General features: G+C 40.3%; 14 protein-coding genes. All 14 read left to right on the forward strand.

Features of this window, described 5'->3' with window-relative positions; all coding sequences use genetic code 11:
* Positions 1-123: 123 nt before the first annotated feature.
* The 14 genes from glmM (at position 124) to WC623_RS08125 (ending at position 22,662) form a co-directional block, all read left to right on the forward strand.
* Complete coding sequence (gene glmM / locus WC623_RS08060) at positions 124-1,512, forward strand: phosphoglucosamine mutase (protein WP_372849766.1); 1,389 nt, start codon at positions 124-126, stop codon at positions 1,510-1,512.
* Between the two features lie 21 nt (positions 1,513-1,533).
* Positions 1,534-2,682: a cysteine desulfurase family protein gene (locus WC623_RS08065; RefSeq protein WP_372849768.1), complete on the forward strand. Its 1,149-nt coding sequence runs from the start codon at positions 1,534-1,536 to the stop codon at positions 2,680-2,682.
* A 71-nt stretch (positions 2,683-2,753) separates the two neighbouring features.
* Positions 2,754-3,005, forward strand: coding sequence for a hypothetical protein (locus WC623_RS08070; RefSeq protein ID WP_372849770.1), 252 nt, complete (start codon positions 2,754-2,756; stop codon positions 3,003-3,005).
* A 96-nt stretch (positions 3,006-3,101) separates the two neighbouring features.
* Entirely contained in the window at positions 3,102-3,689 is a 588-nt protein-coding gene (locus tag WC623_RS08075; protein WP_372849772.1) for an RNA polymerase sigma factor, read from the forward strand.
* Positions 3,690-3,763: 74 nt separating this feature from the next.
* A complete protein-coding gene (locus tag WC623_RS08080; protein ID WP_372849774.1) occupies positions 3,764-4,894 on the forward strand; it encodes a FecR family protein in 1,131 nt (376 codons plus the stop codon).
* Between the two features lie 246 nt (positions 4,895-5,140).
* Positions 5,141-8,521 (forward strand): SusC/RagA family TonB-linked outer membrane protein, encoded by a 3,381-nt coding sequence (locus WC623_RS08085; RefSeq protein ID WP_372849776.1) that lies wholly within the window; start codon positions 5,141-5,143, stop codon positions 8,519-8,521.
* An 11-nt stretch (positions 8,522-8,532) separates the two neighbouring features.
* A complete protein-coding gene (locus WC623_RS08090; protein ID WP_372849778.1) occupies positions 8,533-9,978 on the forward strand; it encodes a RagB/SusD family nutrient uptake outer membrane protein in 1,446 nt (481 codons plus the stop codon).
* Between the two features lie 29 nt (positions 9,979-10,007).
* The gene (locus WC623_RS08095; protein WP_372849780.1) at positions 10,008-10,775 is read left to right on the forward strand and encodes a hypothetical protein; all 768 of its coding nucleotides are present in this window, start codon (positions 10,008-10,010) and stop codon (positions 10,773-10,775) included.
* A 139-nt stretch (positions 10,776-10,914) separates the two neighbouring features.
* Positions 10,915-11,838: an ABC transporter ATP-binding protein gene (locus WC623_RS08100; protein ID WP_372849782.1), complete on the forward strand. Its 924-nt coding sequence runs from the start codon at positions 10,915-10,917 to the stop codon at positions 11,836-11,838.
* Between the two features lie 15 nt (positions 11,839-11,853).
* Positions 11,854-14,157, forward strand: coding sequence for a Gldg family protein (locus tag WC623_RS08105; protein ID WP_372849784.1), 2,304 nt, complete (start codon positions 11,854-11,856; stop codon positions 14,155-14,157).
* Between the two features lie 2 nt (positions 14,158-14,159).
* On the forward strand, positions 14,160-16,811 hold the full coding sequence (locus WC623_RS08110; protein WP_372849786.1) for a hypothetical protein: 2,652 nt from the start codon (positions 14,160-14,162) through the stop codon (positions 16,809-16,811).
* Positions 16,801-19,584, forward strand: coding sequence for a M16 family metallopeptidase (locus WC623_RS08115; RefSeq protein ID WP_372849788.1), 2,784 nt, complete (start codon positions 16,801-16,803; stop codon positions 19,582-19,584). Before WC623_RS08110 ends, WC623_RS08115 begins: the two co-directional genes overlap by 11 nt.
* A 10-nt stretch (positions 19,585-19,594) precedes the next feature.
* A complete protein-coding gene (locus tag WC623_RS08120) occupies positions 19,595-21,886 on the forward strand; it encodes a Gldg family protein (RefSeq protein WP_372849790.1) in 2,292 nt (763 codons plus the stop codon).
* 2 nt (positions 21,887-21,888) lie between these two features.
* Entirely contained in the window at positions 21,889-22,662 is a 774-nt protein-coding gene (locus tag WC623_RS08125; protein ID WP_372849792.1) for a sterol desaturase family protein, read from the forward strand.
* Positions 22,663-22,692: the final 30 nt, after the last annotated feature.

Below are 22,692 nucleotides of genomic sequence, written 5' to 3' on the forward strand. Positions count from 1 at the left end.
ACCGATGATAATAATTATATAGTAAATGCAATTTAAGTGCATTTGTGATAATAATGACCAAAGTTAAATATTGGTTCTATGTTTTTTTCTTATTTTTGGAGCAAACTCTATAACTTCTATAACTTGACACTAATAAAATCAATCTCCGGTATCAGGGGCACCATTGGCGGCATTGCCGGCAATGGTTTAACGCCCATAGACATTGTTAAATTTACTGCAGCATACGGCTCATGGGTAATCAACAGAACCAATATAAAAAAGATAGTTCTTGGTCGAGATGCCAGAATTTCTGGTGAGATGGTGAACAACCTGGTCATTGGAACTTTGCAAGGCTTAGGTATTGAAGTGATAGATTTGGGACTGTCTACAACACCAACAGTTGAAATTGCTGTTCCTATGGAAAAAGCTGGTGGAGGTATTATTTTAACTGCAAGTCACAATCCAAAACAATGGAATGCACTTAAATTATTGAATGATAAAGGTGAGTTTATTAGTGATGCAGATGGAAAAGAAGTATTGGAGATCGCTGAAAAGTCCGAATTTGAATTTGCTGATGTTGATAGTCTTGGTAAAGTAATCAGCAATGATACATATCTGCAAAAACATATTGATGTTATACTTGACCTGCCACTTGTTGACGTAGAGGCTATAAAAAAAGCTAATTTTAAAGTCGCAATTGATTGTGTTAATTCTACAGGAGGGATATTTGTACCTGCTTTATTAAAAGCACTAGGTGTAGAAACGATTTATGAATTATATTGTGAGCCTAATGGGCATTTTCCACATAATCCAGAGCCTCTGCCTGAAAACCTGACGGAGATTGCAAAGGTGGTGCAAAGAGAAAAGGCAGATTTGGGGATTGTAGTTGATCCCGATGTAGATCGTTTGTGCTTTGTTTGTGAGGATGGAGAAATGTTTGGTGAAGAATATACACTTGTTGCAGTTGCTGATTATATTCTTAAAAATACTCCAGGAAATGCTGTATCCAACTTGTCATCTACAAGGGCTTTAAGAGATGTAACTGAACTATCTGGTGGAGCATATCATGCTTCTGCAGTTGGAGAGGTTAATGTGGTAAACCAAATGAAAGCTACGAACGCAGTGATTGGAGGAGAAGGTAATGGTGGTATTATTTACCCTGAATTACATTACGGACGTGATGCCTTGGTAGGTATTGCTTTGTTTTTAACTCATCTGGCTAAGTTTGGTAAGTCTATTTCGGCTTTGCGTCAGAGTTATCCTGCATACCATATCTCAAAAAATAAAATTACTTTAACACCTGAAATGGATATCGATGCATTGTTGATTAAAGTTCAGGAAAAATATAAAGATCAACCGCATAGTACGATTGATGGATTGAAAATTGAATTTGATAAGGAGTGGGTTCATTTGCGTAAATCAAATACCGAACCTATTATCCGTATTTATAGTGAAGCTGGTACCGAAACAGTAGCCGAAGGATTGGCCACAAAAATCATTTCGGATATCAAAGAAATATTAAAACTGAATTAACAAAAAAACTAACTTATTATAATGGAACGGGTTTACTTAGATAATGCCGCCACTACTCCTTTAGACAAGGATGTGATGGCGGAGATGGTAAACGTGATGAGCAATTATTACGGAAATCCATCTTCAATTCATGCCCAGGGCCGAGAAGTTCGTACTTTAATAGAAAAAGCGAGAAAGACTGTTGCTGGACTTTTAAATGCTACTCCAGCCGAGATATTTTTTACTTCTGGTGGTACAGAAGCAGATAATACGGCTATTCGTTGTGGTATTGCTGCTTTTAATATTAAGCATGCAATTACTTCTAAAATAGAACATCACGCGGTAGAGCACACCTTTGATATGTTGCTACAGCAAGGTGTAATTGATAAGTTAAGTTTCGTAGATATTGATGACAAGGGGAATGTCGATTACAACCATCTGGAAGAATTACTTAAGAATAACGACCGGTCTTTTGTATCCTTGATGCATGCTAATAATGAAATAGGTACGTTAACGGATATAGAAAGAGTAGGGAATCTTTGTGAAACTTATAACGCTATATATCATTGTGATACAGTGCAGACAATGGGGCATTATATTCATGATGTGAGAAAGCTTAAAGCTCATTTTATCGTTTGTGCTGCTCATAAACTGCATGGACCTAAGGGAGTTGGTTTTCTGTTTGTAAATCACGCTATTAAAATTAGTCCTATGATTTTTGGCGGTGCTCAGGAACGAAATATGAGAGGCGGTACTGAAAATGTTTATGGGATTGTTGGATTGGCTAAAGCATTAGAAATGGCTTATGCACAAATGGATGAACATCAGAATCATATCCAGGGATTAAAAACGTACCTGAAAGAAACGCTAAGTGCGACAATTCCTGGTATAACATTTAATGGAGAGACCGATGCGGACAAAAGCTTGTATACAGTATTAAATGTTTCTTTTCCGGCAATGGATATGGCAGATATGCTGTTGTTTAACCTTGATATTAATGGTGTTTCTGCTTCGGGGGGGAGTGCATGTTCATCTGGTTCTAACATTGGTTCCCATGTGCTTACAGGTATAGGTACTGATCCAAACAGGCCTTCTGTGCGTTTCTCTTTCAGTAAATATAATACTAAAGCAGAATTGGATTATGTAGTGGAAAAGTTAAAGGATATTGTGGATAAGAATGTAGTGGTTTAATTCAAACACAAAAGCATTAGCGTTGTTTATGATATAACAGATAAGATTTGTTACGATAAACAACGCTGACCATGAAAAGGACACAAAAAGCCGAGGACAAAAAAGTAGCATCTAAAGAAAAAGACCCTAACGAAGCAGCACGAGAAAGGCACGCCCATAGAAAAACCGTTTATAAAGAAACAAAAGAGCTGAATAATGAAAAGGAACAAGATAGCGGCGATACTTCCTCAGTGGTGGATATGGGAAGGAATGATTTCGTGATCAGACCTAAAAGAAAGAATAGACCGCTAGGATCCAGCCATGAACCTGGGACGATGTCCTGAATATACATATTTCAGTAAATCCACAGTTATTTCCGGTATAATTTACTAACATTGTTTTTTGAATTAAAAACCCGATAACTTTAGAAGAGGACAAGTGTGGTAACTGTTTACAGCAATCTTCCGGATACAGTATTGACTTCTTTATTAAAAGAAAGGGATCAGCTTGCATTTACCGAGATTTATAACCGACATTGGAAACTCATCTATGCGCATGTGTATAAGATGCTTAGAGACGAGGATGATGCCAAAGATATTGTTCAGGAAGTTTTTGGTAACTTATGGATAAAAGCAGCTTCCATAAAAAGTAACCTGAATATTGCAGGCTTATTGTATACTGCTGCAAGAAATAAAGTATTTGACCTTATTGAGAAAAACAAGGTTCGTAGTGATTACATCGGAGAGATTGCCAGCTTCGTTTCAGATCCGCTAAACGAAAAAGTAGATGCAATTGATGAAAAGCGGATTCTGGAAATCCTGGAAAGGGAAATTCAAAAGTTGCCTCCCAAGATGAAAGAGATATTTGAACTTAGCCGAAAAGAGGACTTGTCTCATAAAGAAATCGCTGCTAAATTAAATATCTCTGAGCAAACCGTTAAAAAACAAGTGCAGAATGCACTAAAAGCGATTAAGCCTAAGCTTAATGATATGGGATTGAGTATCACAATTCTGATGTTAATGCGCTAATTAAGATTATTTTAATATTCTTCTACCCCCAACTTCAGTTTCGCCCGTTTACCTGTAAATGAATTCCAAAAAGGATGAATAAACAACAGGCAAAAGAATTGGTTCAAAGGTATAATCAGGGATTGGCAACAGCTGAAGAAAAGGTGATGCTGGAGAACTGGTACATGCAAAAATCTGACAGTCTCAGCCTTGTAGAAGGAGAAATTGATTTTAATGCTATTGATAAAACGCTTAGAACAGCAACTTTTAACTATGCCGGCTTGCAGGAGCAATACACTGCTGTTGCAACCAAAAGCATTAAGCTATGGCCTCGCATTGCAGCGGTAGCTTCGATCATCTTAGTCATTGCAGCCGGACTATTTTATTTAAACCACAATCGAACTCAGCCTGGAGGTTTAAATGCATCCAAAGACAATGACATTGCTGCGGGTTCTAATAAAGCGATATTAACCCTGGCTGACGGGAAACAAATTGTATTAACAGATGCCAAAAATGGTGCGTTAGCCAATGAAGATGATGCACGCATCGAAAAAACAACCGATGGGCAGTTGGTGTACAAAGGAACTGCGGGAAACAGAGCGTCTGTATTATATAATAATATTGCTACACCAAGAGGTGGGCAATATACAGTTATGTTATCTGATAGAACAAAAGTTATCTTGAATGCTGCGTCTGCTTTGAAATATCCAACTGTGTTTAAAGGTGCAGACAGAATAGTAGAATTAACAGGAGAAGGGTATTTTGAGGTGGCACACAATAAATCTAAACCATTTAAAGTCATCAGCAAAGGACAGGTCGTGGAGGTTTTGGGTACACATTTTAACATTAATTCCTATGCAGATGAACCAAATGTTAAAACTACCCTCATTGAAGGTAGTGTAAATGTAAATGGTACCTTTATAAAGCCTAACCAACAAGCCATTTTAACAGCAAATAACCAGATTGTTGTGAAGCCGGTTGATGCAGCAGGTGCCGTTGCCTGGAAAGATGGCTTATTTAAATTTGATCATACGGATATCAGGACTTTAATGCGGCAGATTGCCCGCTGGTACAACGTAGAGGTAGTGTATGAAGGGAATGTGAAAGATGAACAGTTCTATGGGAAAATCGAAAGAAGTTATACCCTTTCAGAAGTATTAATGGTCCTGGAACGTGGCAATGTCCACTTCAGAATCGAAGGAAAGAAAATTATAGTTATGCAATAGCTTGAAATTGCCTTTTTTGGCTAAAAACAATCAACTGAATAAATAACCACTAAACTAGACAACCAAGATGAAGAAACCTTTACAACAAAGCGATTAAGCTTATTGAAGGTTTACCTGGAATAAAAAAGCCCGGAGAAGGCTTCGACACTTTTCTCCGGACTACTGCCTGGGCTAACCTCATCCGATAAAATCGGAACGATGAATAATTCCTGAAAATTAAATCCAAAACCCAAACAATACAAACGTATGAATTTATACTCATATGCGAAAGCTACCATGAAACCAGGGCGGCGAATGCATAAAATCATTATGGTAATGAAACTGATTTTTTTCATAATCACTATTGCTTGTGTACAGGTATCGGCTATTGGATACTCGCAAAATGTAACCATTCAGCAAAAAGATGCCACATTAACCACCGTTTTTTCTACCATAGAAAAACAAACTGGTTACAGCTTTTTCTGGAAAAATGAAGACCTGACTAAAATAAAGATTGATGTAAAATTGCAGAATGCTCCTTTGGAAGAAGCATTAAAAGAAGTTTTTAAAGGTCTTCCTTTAACCTATTCTATAGTTAAAAAATCAATTGTAGTACAAGCGAAAACACCTGGATTTATAGATCGCATAGCAGCTGTTTTTACCGGTATTGACGTTTTTGGGGTTATTGTTGATGCTCAAAATAACCCTTTACCAGGCGCAACTGTAACTATTAAAGGTGGAAAGCGTAGCACGACAGCTGGTACCGGTGGACAATTCACAATGAAAAATATTCCTGAAGATGCTGTTTTACAGATTTCATTTATGGGCTATGTCACCAAAGAAGTGAAGGCAAACTCCAATCTATTGGGGGTAAAACTGGAGCAGAGTACTTCTAAATTAGATGAAGTTCAGGTGATGGCTTATGGAAAAACCAACAGGCGCTTGTCAACAAGTAATATCGTAACCGTTTCTGCGAAGGATATTGAAAAACAGCCTGTTCAAAACCCTTTATTGGCATTACAAGGACGAGTGCCGGGAATGATTGTTTCTCAGACGAACGGATACGCGGGAAGCACGGTGAAAATTGAAATCAGAGGACGACAGACACTGAGTGGGAATTTCATTTCTGATCCATTATATATTATTGATGGTGTTCCAATGAATAATCTGGAAGTAGGAGGCACGTCTAATTATAAGGATGGGTCTACAGGAATTATCCAGAATGGATATACACCAACCGGGGGACAAAGTCCGTTTTATAACATCAATCCAAGGGATATAGAAAGTATAGAGGTGTTAAAAGATGCCGATGCTACCGCGATCTATGGATCGAGAGGTGCAAGTGGTGTTATCCTGATCACAACTAAGAAAGGTAAGGTTGGAGCGACTAAATTTTCAGCAAATGTTGAGCAAGGTTTCAGTACGGTAACGCAACGTTGGGATATGCTCAATACACAGCAATACCTACAAATAAGAAGAGAAGCATTTAAAAATGACAATATCAAACCCGATATCCTGAATGCGCCGGATCTCGAATTGTGGGATACGACCAAATATACCGATTGGCAAAAGAAGTTATGGGGAAATGTGGGTAGACAAACCAATGCGATGATGACTTTGTCGGGCGGAGATATACAGACTCAATTTAGGTTAAGTGCAAATTATGGTCGCCAGACAGAGATCCTGACTAGTAAGGGTAGTAATCAAAAAGGAGGAATTGCTTTTAATTTAGGGCATAACACCTTAAACAGGAAGCTGAAAATAGACTTTGGGGCTATGTATACATACACTGCTATTAACAATACTTCTACACCAAATGTGGTTACTTTAGCCCCCAATGCACCAGATATTTACAACGAAGATGGATTGTTGAATTATGAACCATGGACCAAGGCCGGACTTACTTATAGTTATCCTTTTACAGGTCTGGAAACGCCCGCTTATTCAGATACACACCTGCTGAACACTAACCTGAACATCAGTTATGCGATACTCAACAATTTATCGATATCTACAAATGTTGGCTACAATAAAAGTGCAAATACCAATAAGGCCTTTAGTCCGATAACCGCTCAGGATCCATCAACTAGTCCCACCGGATCAGCATTTTTCGGAACAAACGACAATTACAACATCATTGTAGAGCCACAGATAAATTTCAATACCAAACTGGGACATGGACAACTGAGTGTTTTAGCCGGGGCAAGTTTGCAGAAAAATTCAACCAAGGGCTGGAGTACGTTCGGATTTGGCTATGAAAGTGATGATTTTATAAAATCGATTACGCTTGCGCCAATGTCTATGAGCAAAGAAAATATAGGATTTTATAAATATGCAGCTGTTTTTGGTCGTATTACTTATAACTGGGAAGATAAATATATCATTAATCTGAATGGAAGACGGGATGGCTCTTCACGTTTTGGTCCTGGTAGGCAGTTTGGTAATTTTGGTTCTGCGGGTGCAGCATGGATTGCCTCTAAAGAGGAATGGATGAAAAACCTACTCCCTTCTTTTGTTAGTTTCCTGAAATTGAGAGGAAGTTACGGATTAACGGGTAGTGATAAAATCGGTGATTATCAATATCTGACCAGATGGTCCTCAGATCAGGGAGGTGTAGCTTTGCAGCCAGACTATGATGGCACTAAACCATTAGTGAGTATCCAGGCTGTTAATCAGAATTACAGATGGCAGATAAACAAAAAACTTGAGGGGGCATTAAGTATGGGTTTTCTGGAAGATAACATCACCCTCGAAGCTGCACTGTATCGTGATAGATGCGGTAACCAGTTAACTCAGTATCCAACGCCGGAGTATACCGGATTTCCCTTTGTAACTGCCAACTGGCCTGCATTAATTCAGAATAGTGGCTGGGAAATTTCTGTTACAGCAAATGTGTTGCGCCGGGATAAATTCAACTGGAACTTAAGATTCAATGGGTCCCGTAACTTTAATACCTTACTGGCTTATCCCAATATCCAAAATTCCCCTTTCGCCACTAAATTAAAAGTAGGTGAGAGTGTAAATAACATTTACGCTTATCATTATACAGGCGTAAACCCGCTTACCGGTCAGTATACTTTTGAAGACTATAACAGAAATGGAGTATTGGATGTTATTTCCGGAAAGGCCCCTGGTCTGGGCTATGATGATCAGTACGTCAGAATAGACCTGAGTCCTAAGTTTAACGGTGGATTGGGTAGTGATTTTAGCTACGGAAATTTGAATTTGAGTTGTTTCTTTGAATTTAGAGATCAAATGGGGATAAAACCAGGGCTTAATCCAGGGCAAGGCTTAGGATTTATGTCTAACGTACCGACAGATGTAATTGGTAATTACTGGAAAAAACCAGGCGATCAGGCGAAATATCCAAAGCCTTCTACTTTACAGGATATGAATTATAATAATTATACAAACTCTGATGCGATATATGTCAGATCTTCCTATATCCGTCTGTCAAATGTGGCCATTTCGTATGACCTGGACCAGAAGGTTGTGAAGAAAATAGGTGCAGAGACATTAAAGTTGTATATGAATGCTCAAAATATCTTTGTAATCACCAATGCTAAGGGAATTAATCCTGATTTACAGCAGTTTGGAGCACTTCCGCCAGCCAAAACCTATTTGTTTGGTCTTTCGTTAACCTTTTAATTGATAAAGAGATGACATTTAAAAATATAAAAATATATTTCTGCCTGACTGGCTTACTGTTATTGTTTTGTACTTCCTGTAAGAAACTGATTAGCATTCCAGATCCGGTCGATACGACCACCACAAATAAGGTTTTTGCAACCGATAATCAGGCCACTTCTGCTATGGCAGGTGTATATTCTATTATGATTAATAGCACAAGTGTTGGTGCATCGGCATATTCATCATTCTCCTCAGGATATAGTACAGTTCTGGGTGGCGTATCGTCAGACGAATTAAAGACTTTAACAGTAGATTTATTTGGCACAAATAAATTAACGAGAGACAATTCCCCTGTAGTATTGTGGACTTCAGCTTATAAGGCGATTTATGGAGTCAATGATGTGATAGAAGGTATTGAAGCCTCAACCTCTCAGGGCCTTACGGCTAAAGCAAGGAAGAGATTAACCGGAGAAGCTAAGTTTATACGGGCTTTCACTTATTTTTATCTGGTTAATTTTTTTGGAGATGTTCCATTGGTACTGACAGTAGATTTCAACCAGACTGTTCAGATGCAAAGAATGCCTTCAGCTGAGGTTTATAAGCAAATCATAAAGGATCTCGAAGAGGCAAAAGCGCTTCTTGGTACTGATTTTTCCAATTCAAAAACAGGAGAACGGATTATTCCTAACAAATGGGCAGCAACAGCAATGCTGGCCAGGGTTTATCTATATACTGGTGACTATACTAATGCAGCTGCTCAGGCCGGAGAAGTTATCGACCAAGCTGGCCTGTTCCAGCTAAAGGAAGATCTGAATGAAGTATTTCTGATGAATAGTACAGAGGCGATCTGGCAGTTACAGCAAAACGATCCCTCAGCAATCAAAGGGAGATCAACCCCTGAGGGCTTTACCCTTTTACCTGATGTTTCGTTAGGATCCATTTATCCTTTGAGATTTACCGACGAACTGCTACAGGTTTTCGAAAATGATGATAAAAGATTAAAAGACTGGACAATCACTTATATGAGAGATGGGGAAAAAGCCTATGTTCCATATAAATACAAGAAAGGGGGAGATCAAATATCAAAAGACAGCCCGATTACGGAATATTACATGGTATTGAGATTGGCAGAACAATACCTGATCAGAGCTGAAGCCCGTACGTTGAATGGTGGGCCACTGGGACTTGCGATCGATGACTTAAACGTAATCCGTCGACGGGCAGGTGTAGAAAATCTACCTGCAACATTATCCAGGGCAGAGGTTATAGCCGCCATTGAAAAGGAAAGAAGAACAGAGCTATTCGTAGAATGGGGACATCGATGGTTTGATCTCAAAAGAACCGGAAGGGCCCATGATGTACTTTCTGCTATCCCAGCTAAGCAACCTTGGGCAGGAGATTATCAATTACTTTATCCAATCCCTTTGACTGAGATTAGTGCCAATAATAAATTAAGTCAGAACCCTGGGTATTGATTTTTCATACCGATAAAATTATATTTCCAATGAAAAAAATGAAAATAAATACATTACTGGTTGTCCTGTTTTTTGCGCTTAGCTTGATGTCATGCAGTAAAGAAGAAGCATCACCTGTAACTTCCTCCCTAATCATAGCAAATGCTGTTGTTGGGGCCGAAACCTTAATGATTAATTTAAACGATGATGTAAATCCAGGCTACTTCTATTATGCTGGTACAGCAAGGTTCAAGTATGGAATATTCGATGAATATACCAATAAGCTTAGCGTTTCAAAGCCGGAACAGAGGATCCGTTTTTTTAAGCTTCCAGATACTCTGCCAACAAGTACAGCTTTATTCGATGTAAAACTACGGTTCGAAACTGGAAGTATAAACACCTTATTTCTTTCAGGTACTGCTACTAACCCGGATCATATTTTTGTAACCTCGGTACCTCCATATCACAACCAACCCGATAGCACATTTGGGATAAGGTTTATTAACCTTTCTTATCAGAGTAAGCCGGTTAGTGTGTATGTAATTTCAAACGGATCGCAAAAAGAAGTTGATGGGTTGACTTACAAGGGGATTACCGAATATAAAAAATATGAAGCATTGGCTAAGACAGGTAGCTACAGGTTCGAATTCCGCGATCAGGGAACGCAACAGGTACTTGCTTCCTATACACTGAGCGGTGCAGGTGCCAGTACGGAAAATCTATGGCGCTATAGAAATTTTACACTAGCCCTAATCGGGCTTCCTGGTGCCGGCGACATAGCACAGCAACAAAAAACATTCATGATTAGTAATTATTAATGTAAAACAGCCGACCTATAAAATATTATTTGGTTAATAAAATAATCACCATTAACCAGGTGATCAAGGATGTTTTTGTCTAAAAAATCAAAAAAGTACCCGATCACCTGTACATCATAAAACATCTAATTCAAAAAATATGGAACCAATTGTTCGTATCAGCGGACTGTCGCACCGTTACAGTACCAGCTGGGCTATCAGAGACATTAACATCGAAATTCCACGCAGCGGGATTGTAGGCCTGCTGGGTTCTAATGGCGCTGGCAAATCTACCACCATGAATATTCTATGTGGGGTATTGACACCAACAACGGGATCTGTGATCATCAACGGCATCGACATCAGTAAAGAACCGGAACGCGCTAAGCAGGAGATTGGGTTTTTACCACAAACCCCGCCCTTATATATGGATTTGACTGTGGATGAATACCTGGTGCATACCGCAATCTTGCGCTCGGTGGAGAAAAGTCAGCTGAAAAAAGCATTGGAAGAGGTAAAAGAACGCTGCGGATTAACGCATATTAATAAAAGATTGATCAAGAACTTGTCTGGTGGTTATAAACAAAGGGTAGGTATCGCCCAGGCCATTATTCATCACCCTAAGCTCGTGGTATTTGATGAGCCCACCAATGGCCTTGATCCAAACCAGATCCTTGAAGTGCGTTCATTGATCAAGGACATTGCTGCAGAGCGTGCGGTAATCCTTTCAACGCATATCCTGACCGAAGTACAGTACCTCTGCAAGGATATTGTGATGATTGAAAGTGGCAGGATTGTTTTTGCAGACACCATGGAGGCTTTCGACAACTATATAGCGCCGCATAGCATGCTGGTTGTGATGGAAAATGCACCTCCGGTAGAAGCTTTAATGGCTATTGAAGGTATCGTAAGAATAGAAATACTAACTGAAAAGCAGCTGCGAATCTATTTTAATGGTGATCGCAATATTTCTGAAATGATTGTTCTGGAAAGTGCAAAGCAAGGCTGGCGCTTGCGTGAACTAAATATGGAAAAGAATTCACTAGATGAAACCTTTGCCCAATTGTCCAGAATCTCTAATTAAGTATCATCACATACAATGAAAAAAATAATACAGATAGCCAGACTGGAACTCAGCCTGCTATTTTATTCCCCGATTGCCTGGTTACTCATCATGGTGCTCTTTGTACAGATGGCGCTTACGTTTGGCCCAATGGTGGGGCAGTTGCAGCATTTGCAACACTTCGGTTTAGATCTTGATTTTTTAACCAACCGGTTCTACACTGCTACAAATGTAGGGACAGGGGGTATTTATGCTTTAATTCTCAAAAGTCTGTACCTGTATACACCCCTGATTACCATGGGTATCATCAGCAGGGAAATCAATAGCGGCAGTATTAAGTTACTGTATTCTTCGCCGGTAAAGCTCAGTGAGATCATTTTTGGAAAGTTTGTTTCCATGTTGGCTTTCAACCTGGTTATTATAGGTGTAATGGGACTGTTTTTTATTTTTGGAGTCCTGTTTATTGAAAATTTCGACTATCCGCATCCCCTGGTTGCGATGCTAACCTGCTTCCTCTTGTTGAGTGCTTACGCTGCCATCGGGATCTTTATGTCAAGCTTAACTACCTATCAGGTAGTAGCGGCCATCAGTACTTTTATGGTGCTGGGCTCTTTAAACTATATTGGCAGTTTTGGACAGCGAATTGATTTTGTCCGTGACCTGACTCATAGTCTGGCCATTGGAAGTCGCACAAATTTGATGATTAATGGTTTGCTGAATAGCCGAGACGTTATTTACTACCTGGTTATTTCTGGAATATTCCTGGCTTTTACCATTACCAGGCTAGACATGGCAAGGCGTGCAAGACCATTTTTGCAACAGCTAAGCCGTTATGTTCTGATCGTTATTGTGGGGCTCGCAGTAGCTTATCTCAGCTCTCGTCAACCCCTAATTGGCTATTATGATGCTACAGATACGAAAGTGAATACCATCGTTAAGGCTACCCGGGAAATATTGAAGGATATGGGGGATGAACCACTGGAAGTGACCGAATACATTAATGTCATGGATTATTCTTATGCTCAGGGTGATCCCAGCTTACGAATTCTTGATATTGCCCGTTGGGAGGCTTATCTGCGCTTTAAATCGAATATTAAGCTCAAATGGGTTTATTATTACGACAGTATCCCTGCTCCACAATTTTATGCCGCCAATCCCGGAAAAAGTTTAAAAACCCTGTTTAAAGAAAGGGTAAAAGCTTTAGACTTGGATACCAACGACTTTCTGGAACCTGAGATGATCCGCAAACAAGTAAACTTGAGTGGAGAAGACGGACGTTTAGTGATGCAACTTAAATACAAGAATAAAACCACTTTTTTAAGAACCTTTACCGATAGTGACTTCTGGCCTGGAGAACCCGAAACGGCTGCAGCGCTGAAACGTTTGATTGTTACCCCGCCAAAACTTGTCTTTGCTACAGATGGCTATCAGCGAAGTGTAGACAAAGTGGGCGATCGTGACTATAAAATGTTCTTTAATATCAAGACTGCACGTGCTTCATTGATCAACCAGGGATTTGATCTCGATAGTGTTGCTATAGAAAGCGATGAAATACAAAGTAGCATTGCCGCGCTTATTATTGGTGATTCAAAAGTAGCCTATAGTCCGGCCGCACTAGCTAAAATCAGGAAATATGTTGCCGATGGAGGAAACCTGTTGGTTGCGGGCGAGCCGGGCAAACAAGCCGTAGTTAACCCTTTACTGGATTCATTAGGTGTGAAAATGCTGGATGGAACCCTTGTACAGCGTAGCAGGGACTATTCTTATAACCTGGTTACGCCTAGGCTAACTAAAGAGGCTTTATCCATGTACTCCGGCTTAAATAATCCATATCAAAAGAAAGAAATCATATCGATGCCAGGCGTAGCTGCGTTAAGTTTTGACACGCAATCGGATTTTAAAACCCAGGCCATCCTAACCACAGATGCCAAATATGGCTGGATTAAAAAAGGATCTTTTGTACTGGATTCGGCTGCATTGGTTTTTGAAGCAAAAAACGGTGACCAACACGGTGCCTTTCCTGGAGCATTGATGCTAACAAGGAAAATGGCGAATAAAGAACAGCGGATTGTGGTTACAGGAGATGCAGATTTCTTCAGTAACAAAGAGCTGGGAAGATCAAACTTGCAAACAGCTAATGGAACTTTTGCTATGGCCATTTTTACCTGGTTCTCTAACAATGAGTTTCCGGTTGATATGTCGCGTCCACCCTCGAAAGACAATAAACTGAAGCAGAATAAAGCAGGAGTGAAAACTGTAAAGATAGTATACTATGGCCTGATCCCGGGTGCGATTGTCCTACTGGGCATGGTGCTTTTGATCCGCAGAAAACGTAAATAATTATGAGCTTTATAACCGATAAACAAACCATTGACGATTTGAATGTTTTCTCTAAATCGGGGAGCGATTCAATCTACCATATTTTTAATAAAACCTATACTCAGGGCGGGGCTTCCTTACTGGAAGACATGTTCCGAAATCCGCTTTCGGATGATCAGGCAATTAACGACCGGGTAGCCATTTTACGGTATTTTCAGGAAAGCAAAACGGAATTTCCTTTACAGGGTAATCGCTTTGAAGAAGCCGAACGATATTTAGGAAATACAGATCCGCGTAGCCGCCTATCTAACCAGGGCTTTAGTATGGCCGATTTTAAAGCGGCCGGACAAAGTGTAGAGGCTTTGATCGAAATTTTGAAGGGACTGAAAAGATTTATGCTGGAGATTGAGCCTAAAGTGTCGGCTAATCCTTATGCTAAGCAAGTGGAGCTGGTGATCACTTTGTTGAAAGCCAAAGAGCTGGAACTCATTTTTGCTGATCATGGCAAAGGTAAAATCTCTTCAGGTAAAATTGTAGAATATGATAATATTTTACGATTCCAGCAACGTGCCTTGATGGAAAAAATACTACAGCATATTTATCACCTGGATGTATACATTTCCATTGCCCGGGTAGCGACCGAAAGGGGCTATGTTTTTGCTAGGGCATTAAAGCGTGATGCCAACCGTTTGCACTTACAGGGCGTTTATCACCCATTGTTGAACAAACCGGTTGCCAATTCATTAGAGATGACCCCCGAAAGTAATATTGTGTTCTTAACCGGGGCCAATATGGGGGGTAAATCGACATTTATGAAATCGTTGAGTATTGCCATGTACCTGGCACATCTAGGCTTTCCTGTTGCTGCAAAACAAATGGAGTTTTCTGTGTGCGACGGTATGTATACAACCATCAACCTGCCGGATAATCTGGCCATGGGGGCCAGTCATTTCTACGCAGAAGTCCTGCGGGTAAAGAAGGTTGCGGTAGAGCTTGGCGCAGGGAAAAACCTCTTTGTGGTATTTGATGAATTGTTTAGAGGGACTAATGTGAAAGATGCTTATGAAGGCACCATTGCCATCATGGAAGCTTTTGCTAAAAAGCCACATTCATTATTTGTGATCTCAACACATATTATGGAGGCAGGATCGGTGTTAAGAGAGAGATGCAATAACATGATCTTTCGGTATTTGCCGACACGCATGGAGAACGGCAGACCTATTTACACCTATACGCTTACAGAAGGGATTACGGATGACCGTCATGGGATGATTATCATCAATAACGAAGGGGTAATAGAGCTCATCAAAGATGAAAAACAAACGAAGCAACAGCATCCTAACTTCCTGGCAGATAAGCAAACGGTAGAAGATTTGAACCTGCAAGGGAAGTTTAAACAACAGTCTATTTATAGCTTGTTCAATCACCTGCAAACCCAGGGCGGAGAAAAGGTACTGGAAGGCATGTTCGCCCGTCCGCTGAATAACGTGGAGCAGATCAATAAACGCAGTTCCTTGTTTGCTTTTTTTCAGCAACACAATATCATTTTCCCAGTGATTCGTTCTCAGGTAGAATCTATGGAAGATTACCTGGCCGGTGGTGCTGGCGCTGCTTTGCCAAGAGTAGCATGGGGCATTTTTGCCAAGAAATTTAAACAGGTGCTTTTTCATAATGCCGAATTATTGCAGTTGCAAGCCGGGCATTCGGTAACCATTGAAGTATTGCATGCTTTTAGAGATTTCTTCTCCGAACTGAAAGGAAAAGCAGGTGTTTCAGTATATCAGGACGATTTAGATACTGCATTAAAAGTCTTACAAGATTCAAGATTACAAGGGATCTTAGATGCTCCGGAAGGCCAGCTTTCGCTGATGCAGCTAATCCGAAATGACTATGTGATCCGCCATGCGATGATCAGTCAGATGGAAGGCTTATTGAAATTGATTTATGAACTGGATGTGTACGTCGGTGTAGCCGCTGTAGCAGCAGACCAGGGTTTTGTATATGCCAAGGCCTTACCAGCCACGCAGATGTTATTGGATATGGAAGGTTTCCGCCATCCAGCCCTAAAAAATGGGGTAAGTAATAACTTACATTTAACGCGCGAACGTAATATGTTGTTCCTCACCGGGGCCAATATGGCAGGTAAATCTACTTTCATGAAATCTATGGGAATAGCGGTTTACCTGGCACACATGGGTTTCCCGATAGCGGCGAAACGTATGGAGTTTTCAGTAAAAGATGGATTGTTCTCTTCAATTAACGTATCGGATAACCTGGATATGGGCTACAGTCATTTTTATGCAGAAGTATTGCGAACCAAAACGGTTGCTAAAGCAGTAAGTGAATCAGAAGACTTATACGTATTGTTTGATGAGTTGTTTAAAGGAACGAATGTGAAGGATGCTTACGATGCTACTTTGGCGGTTACGAAAGCTTTCTCTGAGAACAGGAACAGCTTCTTTGTGGTATCCACCCACATCATTGAAGTTGGGGAGGCCTTAGGCAAAGTATCGGATAATGTACAATTCTCTTTCCTGCCTACGGTTATGAAAGATGGTGTACCTACTTATCCGTATACACTAGTCAGCGGAATCACTACCGACAGACAAGGTATGATCATTATTGAAAATGAAAAGATTGTGGAGATTATTAAAACAGAGCAATATGTTAATTAAATATAGATTTTTAGGCTTACTGTCTGTTGCGGCCTTTTGCATGTTTTTGGCTTGTAAAACTCAGCTGGATAATCAGGCTTTGTCTCTTGATCCTGAATTGAGGACCGGGAAGCTTGCCAATGGATTTACCTATTACATCCGCAAAAATAAAAGCCCGGAAAAAAGGGTCATGATGTACCTGGCTGTAAAGGCAGGATCTATTCTGGAAACCGATCAGCAAAGAGGAGTAGCCCATTTTATAGAGCATATGAGTTTTAACGGGACTAAACACTTTCCTAAAAAGGAACTCTCCAATTACCTGGAAAAATCAGGGGTGCGTTTTGGTGCAGACATCAATGCCAATACTGGTCCTGATGAAACCGTATACCAGCTACCATTGCCATCCGATAATCCGGAGCTGCTTAACAACGGTTTACAGATTATGCGGGACTGGGCACAGGATGCGAATATAGAAGCAGAAGATGTGGAAAAGGAGCGTCATGTGATTTTAGAAGAAAAACGTGTCCGCCAGGGCATGCAGCAACGTTACGAAGAAAAAAGTATACAGCTCTGTTCCAATGGATCCCGATATGGATCACGTTTGCCGATTGGTACAGAGGAAGTCATTTCAAAGGTCACACCGGAAGAAATCCGTAGTTTTTACAAAGATTGGTACCGCCCAAATTTACAGGCTTTAATTGTTGTAGGGGATATTGATGTTGACCAGATGGAGAAAGCGATCAAAGCGAAGTTTGCGGACCTGAAAAACCCGGAAAAAGAGAAGGAGCGCCCTATATATCGCGCAGAATTGACTGGTAAAAACCAATATATGCAATTTATAGATCCGGAATTTGGTGGTATTGGTGTAGAGATCTTAATGAAACAGAAGCAAGCTGTAATGACTACCACATCAGATTACCGCAACGCGCTGCTGAAAAACCTATTGGGACAAATGATAAATGCAAGGTTTAGGCAAATGCCATTCGCTACATTTACTTCATTAACAGGTGGACTTTCTGCTTTTTCAGTTAACCTGGGCACTAAGCCCGCCGAAACGCAGCCATCCTTGCAAGGTGTTTGGCTGGAACTGCGCCGGATGCAGGAGCAGGGCTTTTTGCAAACTGAGTTGGACAGGGTGAAAAAGAGCTACCAGCAAAAAATGGCTGATGGACTGAAAGAGCAGGATAAAACGGCTTCCGAAACGCTGATCAAACCTTACCTGCAGCATTTCCTGACAGGCAATATTGCCCCCGGAATTGCTAAGGAGTATGAACTAACCAGTCAGCTATTGCCTGATATTACCCTAACAGAAATTAACGACTTATTGAAATCTTATCTGAAGGATACCGATCGGGACATCATTGTGAAATCTTCTGAAGAAAATAAAGCTTTTCTGCCAGATGAGGCTACTGTACTGAGTTGGATAGATGCAGTTTATACGGCTCCTTTAAGTCCATTTGTGGATGAAGTACAGGACCTTCCATTGTTGAAAAAAACTCCCGTTCCAGGGAAGATTACCAGCTTGGAAGATTTTGGAAAAATTGGCGTGCAGAAGATTACGCTGAGCAATGGTGTAACTGTATGGTTAAAGAAGACCAATTTTCAGAATGATCAGATCTTGTTTAAAGGGCTTGCCGAGGGTGGAGCTTCTCTATATTCAGATGCTGATCATCAAAATGCCATTAATGCCGCAAATGTAGTATCTGTCTCGGGTGCAGGAAACTATAATGCCGAGCAGCTTAGTAAATTGTTTACTGGTAGGCAGGTACAAGTAAGCCCTTTTGTAAATGATACTTACCAGGGTTTTAGTGGTGGTAGCTCTAAAGAGGAGCTGGCAACCACGCTTGAACTGCTCAATGCTTATTTTATGGAACCTCGAAAGGACCTTGAGGCATTCGATGTATTGATTGGTCGTACCAAAGAACAATTCGCCAATAAAGGCAATAGTCCAGCTCAAGTATTTATGGATACGGTAAGCCTGGTGCTGGGGAACTATCATGTCCGCAAACAGCCCCAAAGTATAAACAGCATAAATGCCGTTAAGTTGGACAGAGCCTATGAGATTTACAAAGAGCGTTTCTCTGACGCTTCCGGTTTTAATTTCTTTTTTGTGGGGAACATAGATATGGAAATGATGAAGCCTTTATTGGAAAAATATCTGGGTTCATTACCTTCTAAAGGATTGAAAGAAAAGGCCCGCGACCTGAACATTAACATTCCTGAAGGGCGAATTGCCAAGACCGTATACAAAGGTACAACACAGAAATCAAGCGTGATGCTGGTTTATTCTGGTCCTTTTGATTACAATTTTGACAATACCTTTAAGATGAATGCCATTGCCGATGCCCTGAAGATTAGCATTACACAGCGACTTCGCGATCAGGAGGGGGGAACTTATACACCAAACGTACAAATGAGCATGACCAAATACCTGAAAAGCAGGTTTAGTCTGGCCATTTCCTTTGATTGTGCCCCGCAGAATGTAGATAAATTGATTGCTTCGGCACAGGATGAACTGAATAAAATGAGAACATCAGGCCCCTCTGCCGAAAACCTGCAAAAATTTAAAGCGGTAAGTAAATCAGTGCTGCAAACGGGTTCAACAAATAACGGGTACTGGTTGGATTACCTGGTTTCAAGGAATATCAATAAAGAGCCCATCACTCAGTTTTTTGACTATGAAAGTGCGATAAATAATATGACTGTTCAATCTATTAAGCAGGCTGCAGCGACTTACATTCAGGATAAAAACTATGTAAGATTGGTATTGATGCCGGAAAAAACTAACCATTGATATACGAAATATGAAGAAAATTATACAAATAGCTAAGCTGGAGCTCAGCCTGCTATTTTATTCACCAATAGCCTGGTTATTGATCATCGTGCTCATTACACAGTTAAACCTGGCTTTTATGCCAGGTATCCCCGGACTGGTGCAAGGAGGTACATTTGGTTTTTTAACTACAATTTATGCCAACGTTCCAGATAAAACGAATCTCCTGACTCGAATTCTGGAACACCTGTATCTCTATATTCCTTTGATTACCATGGGGATTATCAGTAGGGAAATTAGTAGTGGAAGTATTAAATTACTCTATTCTTCCCCAGTAAAATTAAGCCAGGTGATTTATGGGAAGTTTATTTCCATGCTCATTTATAACCTGATGATTATAGGTATACTCGTTTTGTTTATGTTGATTGGGGCTGTGTTTTTCGTTAATTTTGATTATCCACATGCCTTCGTTGGACTGCTAGCTATTTTCCTGTTGTTAAGTGCTTATGCAGCGATCGGTATTTTTGTGTCTAGCTTAACCACTTATCAGGCAGTTGCAGCCATCAGCACCTTTGTGATGCTGGCTTTTATGAATTATATAGGGACGGTTGGACAGGATCTTGATTTTATCCGTGATTTGACACATAGTCTTTCTATGCCAAGCCGTACCGAGCGCATGATTGCAGGGTTGTTAAATACCCGTGATGTGATTTATTATGTGGTGATTTCAGGGATGTTCCTGGCTTTTACCATTACCAAATTAGAACTGGAACGGGTATCCAGATCGTTTTTACAGCAGACCAGCCGATATGCACTGATCTTATTGACCGGTTTAGGTATTGCCTATATCAGTTCCCGTCAGCCAATGATCGGATATTATGATGCCACAGCTACTAAAACAAATACCATTACTAAAGCTTCACAAGAGATCCTTAAAAATATGGGGGAGGAGCCTGTTGAAGTGACTACTTATGTTAATGGATTAGACGATTCTTATTTTAAGGGAGCACCTGTTGAACGCATTTCTAATATTGCACGTTGGGAATCTTATCAGCGATTTAAACCTAATATTAAGCTGAAATGGGTTTATTATTATGACAGTGTTCCTGGTGTTACGCCACAATTGATTGAACAGAAAGTAAGCTTCAATAAGTATGTAACCTTGATGGCTGATTTACAGCAAATTGATATTACTGATTTTTTGAGTCCAGAGGAAGTTAAAGCGCAAGTTGATTTGCGTGGAGAAAGTGCCCGTCTCGTGATGCAATTGAAATATAAGGGTAAAAGCACTTTTCTACGCACATTTCCTGCCCCTGATGGTGATTTTTGGCCATCTGAAGCTGAAACCGGGGCTGCTTTAAAGCGGTTGATGGTTACCCCTCCTAAGCTTGTTTTTGCTACAGATGGTTATCAACGGAGTATGGATAAAATGGGCGACCGGGATTATAAGGTATTGGCCAATAGTAAGTATTCCAGAAGCTCTTTAGTTAATCAGGGCTTTGATGTAGACAGTGTTTCTTTGGAACGTAATGAGATCCCAAAGGATATAGCTGCCCTGATTATTGCTGACCCAAGAGTGGAGTTTAGTGCTGTTGCCAAAGCAAAGCTTCAAAAATATATCGCTGAGGGTGGAAACCTGATGATTGCCGGAGAGCCAGGTAAACAGAACGTTGTTAACCCTTTGCTGGATTCATTGGGTGTACAAATGCTAAACGGAACCATTGTTCAAAAAAGCAGAGATTATTCTTTTGATCTGGTTACGCCAAACCTGGCTGCGGGTGCTGTTGCTATGGACAAAAGTTTGCAACAGTTTTATATGTATAAAATGGTAGTCTCTATGCCTAACGCTGGCGCCTTAAGTTACGCACAACAGGGAGGTTTTAGTGTTCATCCGCTGTTAGTATCTGATGCCCAAAGCAGCTGGATCAAAAAGGGTAAATTTACCCTTGACTCAGCAGCATTGGTAGTTGATCATCTTAAGGGTGATCAGGAAGGTAGTTTTCCTACAGCATTGATGCTCACCAGGAATGTGAATAATAAGGAGCAACGGATCATCGTATCTGCTGATGCAGACTTTTTCAGCAATACAGAGTTGAGCCGGAACAACCTGCAGACCTTAAATACAAATTTTGCGATGAGTATATTCCGGTGGTTCTCTTATGGAGAGTTCCCAATTGATACCAGTCGCCCGGCTTCCAAAGATAACATGACTACGCTAGATAAGGCTTATGTAAAACCGATACAGATTTTGTATTATTTCGTGATTCCAGGAGTTATATTCTTAATGGGGCTGATCATTTTAATCCGTAGAAAACGAAAATAATTATGAGTCATTTATTAGAATCCATTAGCTGGGCGTTTCTCCTCACCATCGGCCGTTATTTTATAATCGCAGGTATCTTTTTTTTAGTTTTTTACCTGGTTTTTCCCAAAAGTCTGCTGCGGAATAAAATTCAAAACAGACTGGCGGGTAAGGCCGATTTTCTCAGAGAAATCTTTCATTCGTCTATATCAAGTATCATGTTGGCTGTGACTTCGATCATTGCATTGTCTGACAACCTCAGGCCATATACATTTATCTATACAGACCTAAATTCTTACCCATTATGGTGGATTCCGGTAAGTCTTTTGCTAACCTTAGTAGTTCATGATACCTATTTTTACTGGATGCATCGGATCTTGCACCATAAAAAACTATTCAAAGTGACGCATTTGGTACATCACCAATCAACCAATCCTTCTCCATGGACTTCCTATTCCTTCCATTTTCTGGAAGCAATAGCAGAAGGGGCTGTCATCATTGTACTGGTGTTTTCTATGCCTTTACATCCTTTAACGATTGGATTATTTGCCCTTTCTTCTTTTGTGATTAATGTTTATGGACATCTGGGTTATGAAATCATGCCTAAGGGTTTCAGAAATACATTTCTATTTGAGATCGTGAATACCTCTACCTTCCATAACCTACACCATCAAAAATTTAAAGGTAATTACGGACTATATCTCAGGGTATGGGATCGGTTAATGGGAACGGAGCATCCCGATTATGTGAAAAATTATGATCAGCTTCAGGAAAAGCGGTTCGGAAAAATAAAATGATAAAAACCAAAAGGCCTGCTTATAAACAGG

This window comes from Pedobacter sp., assembly GCF_041645105.1.
Taxonomy (GTDB): domain Bacteria; phylum Bacteroidota; class Bacteroidia; order Sphingobacteriales; family Sphingobacteriaceae; genus Pedobacter.